General features: G+C 68.6%; 3 protein-coding genes. 2 read left to right on the top strand and 1 reads right to left on the bottom strand.

All coding sequences use genetic code 11. The features are described 5' to 3' along the window. Positions 1–696, top strand: a 696-nt coding sequence (locus tag ACFDSW_RS02315; RefSeq protein ID WP_375248662.1) for a phytoene desaturase family protein, incomplete at its 5' end; no start/stop codon positions are given. Here ACFDSW_RS02315 and ACFDSW_RS02310 read toward each other — a convergent pair. Further along, positions 668–2,002, bottom strand: a complete 1,335-nt coding sequence (locus ACFDSW_RS02310) for an amino acid permease (protein WP_375248661.1) — start codon at positions 2,000–2,002, stop codon at positions 668–670. The two genes, ACFDSW_RS02315 and ACFDSW_RS02310, sit on opposite strands and share 29 nt — an antisense overlap. On the opposite strand from ACFDSW_RS02310, the gene ACFDSW_RS02305 reads away from it, so the two are divergent. Further along, the coding region (locus ACFDSW_RS02305) for a sulfotransferase (protein ID WP_375248660.1) at positions 2,001–3,316 on the top strand (1,316 nt) is incomplete at its 3' end. The genes ACFDSW_RS02310 and ACFDSW_RS02305 overlap by 2 nt on opposite strands.

Raw genomic sequence — 3,316 nt, 5'->3', positions numbered from 1 at the left:
GACGGGCACGAACTGCCCGCCGACTTCCGCCGCCGGATGGCGGGGTTCAAGACCGGATCAGGCACGTTCCGCATGAATGTGGCGCTCAGCGAACTGCCCGATTTCACGGTCATGCCGGGCAAGGCGGCGGCCGAGCATCATACCGCCGGGATCATCATCGCGCCCGGCATGGATTATATGGACCGCGCTTTCGATGAGGCGAAGGTACATGGCTGGTCGAGCAAGCCGATCGTCGAGATGAAGTTGCCGACGACAGTGGATGACAGCCTTGCCCCGCCGGGGATGCACATCGCCAGCCTGTTCTGCCAGCAATTCGCCCCCGAGCTGCCCGATGGCCGCAGCTGGGACGAGGTGCGCGAGGAGGTGGCCGACCTGATCATCGAAACGGTCAACGATCATGCCCCCAATTTCAAGGCGAGCGTGATCGCACGTCAGATCCATTCACCGCTCGATCTGGAGCGCAAGTTCGGGCTGATCGGCGGGGATATCTTCCACGGGCGGATGAGCCTCGATCAATTGTGGTCGGCGCGGCCGGTGCTGGGGCACGGCGATTATCGCGCGCCGATCGCGGGGCTTTATATGTGCGGGTCGGGCGCGCATCCGGGCGGCGGGGTCACGGGCGCGCCGGGGCACAATGCCGCGCACGCGATCCTGTCCGACCGGTCCTTTATCGGGAAGTGGCGGCGCCGCGCCTGACCGCCCAATAGACGGGCACTCCGGCGGCAAGCAGCACCAGCGCCCACAGGTTCGCCTCGCCGCCGAGACCCCAGGCGAGCCATGTGATGAAGCCGGTGGCGACGATGCCCGCGGTTCGCGCCATCGGATCGTCGCGCAACAGGCGCACCGCCGAGAGCGCGCTGACCGCATAGGCGAGCATGCCCGCCGCCAGCGACATCGCGGCGATGAACGCGAACAGGTCACCCATCCCGCGGGTGTAGTTGGCGAGCGTCACGCCGGTGACGAGCAGCCCCGCGACGACATGCGCGCGCGCCGGGGTGCCGCCGCGCGTCTGCCGCGCGAACCAGCGCGGGAAGACGCCACCGGCCGCCATCGCGCGCGGCATCTCCCCCTGTAGCAGCACGAAGCCGTTGAGGGTGCCCAGCGCGCTGATCGCGGCGAACAGCGCGACGATGCGCGCGATGCCGCCGCCCAGCGCCAGCCCGAGGAAATCGGCGATCGGCGCGGGCGAGGCGGCGACCGCGGCGCGCGGCATCAGCGCGGTGACCGCACCCGATACGGCCAGATAGATCACACCGGTCGCGGCGGTGCCGATCAGGGTCGCGCGCGGCACGGTGCGGCGCGCATCGACCACCTTGTCGGCGGGAACGGTGGCGCTTTCCACCCCCAGGAAGCCCCAGAAGGACAGTGCCGCCGCCGCCGCGATCGCACCGCCCGATACCGGCACCGGGGCGTCGGCCGCGATCGCCCCGGTGCCGCGCGTCAGCAGCGCCCAGGCGGCGAGCAGGATCACGCCGACCAGCGGCACCAGCTTGATCAGCATCGTCGTCATCTGCACGCGCGCGGCGAGGCCCACGCCGGTGATATTGATCGCCACCATCGCCCATACCAGCGCGACCGCCGCGATCGCGGCGTGCGGCGCCAATGCCGGGATGGCGAGGCTCAGCGCGCTGACCACGGCGACCGCCACCGCGCCGTTGCCCGCCCAGATCAGCGTCCAGTAGCTCCATGCCGTCGCGAAGCCGACCGCCGGGCCGAAGGCGGCATCGGCATAGGCATAGGGACCACCCGCGCGGGGCAGCGCGGCGGACAGGCGCGCGAAGACGAACGACAGGCACATCGCACCGGCGATCGTCGCGACCCACCCCCAACTGGCATTGGCGCCATAGGGGGCCAGTGTGGCGGGCAGCAGATAGATGCCCGATCCGATCAGATTGCCCATCACCAGCGCGAGTGCGCTCCAGAAGCCGATCGCGCGCCCGCCGCCCGCAGCGCGCGCGTCGCTTGATCGATCCGGCGCGGCGTGGTTTGCTTTGTCCCGCATGGCTTCACCTTATCCCTCGCGCTATCCACCGATGCTGATCGACGCGGCGCTGGCCCTCCATGACAATCGCCTCGATCGGGCGGAACCCCTTTTGCGTCAGTATCTAAAGCGTGATCCGTTCGATGCCCGCGCGATTCGTATTCTGGCCGAACTGGCGGGGCGGATCGGGCGCAACCGCGATGCGGAGACGCTGCTGCGGCGCGCACTGGAGCTGGCGCCCGCCTTTACCGCCGCCCGCGCCAATCTCGCGCTGGTGCTGTATCGTCAGAACCGCGCGGGCGAAGCGCTCGCGGAGCTCGATGAATTGCAACGGGACGAGCCCGATCATATCGGCCACGCCAACCTGAAGGCGGCGGCGCTGGGCCGGTTGGGCGGGTTCGAGGATGCGATCGCGCTGTATGAGCGCGTGCTCGCGGTTGCCCCGGCGCAGCCCCGCGTGTGGATGAGCCTGGGGCATATGCTGAAGACCGTCGGTCGACAGGCGGATGGCGTCGCCGCCTATCGCCGCGCGATCGCGCTGAAGCCCGATCTGGGTGAGGCGTGGTGGAGCCTCGCCAATTTGAAGACCATTTCCTTTGACGATGGGGATATCGCCGCGATGCAGGCGGCGCGCGCGGCCGATGGCCTGTCGGACGAGGATCGCTTCCACCTCGACTTCGCGCTGGGCAAGGCCTGGGAGGATCGCGGCGCGGCGGATCGCGCCTATGCGCATTATGCGGCGGGCAATGCGCTGCGCCGGACGCAGATCGTCTACGACGCCGAAGAGACGTCGGCGTTCGTCGATCGTTCGATCGCGCTGGCCACTCCGGCGTTCCTGCGCGAGCGGCGGGACTGGGGGGATCATGCGCCAGATCCGATCTTCATTCTCGGCATGCCGCGCGCTGGCTCGACGCTGATCGAACAGATCCTCGCCAGCCACTCGCTGGTGGAGGGGACGACCGAGCTGCCCGATCTGCCGGCGATGGCGCGACGGATTACGGACTATCCCGACGGACTGGCCACGCTGACCGCGGAGCGGGCGCGGTCGCTGGGCGCGGAATATTTGCGCCGTGCGTCGGTGCAGCGCCGCACCGACCGGCCCTTTTTCATCGACAAGTTGCCCAACAACTGGGCGCATGTCGTGCTGATCCGGTTGATCCTGCCCAAGGCGACGATCATCGACGCCCGTCGCGATCCGCGCGCCTGTTGCTTCTCCAATTTCAAACAGCATTTCGCGCGCGGCCAGGCGTTCAGTTACGCGCTCGACGATATGGGCCGCTATTATCGGGACTATGTGCGCTTGATGGCCCATGTCGAAACGGTCGCGAGATCGGA

The sequence above is a fragment of the Sphingomonas sp. genome, from assembly GCF_042091075.1.
In the GTDB taxonomy this organism is placed as follows: domain Bacteria; phylum Pseudomonadota; class Alphaproteobacteria; order Sphingomonadales; family Sphingomonadaceae; genus Sphingomonas.
This window is presented reverse-complemented; position numbering and strand designations above follow the sequence as displayed.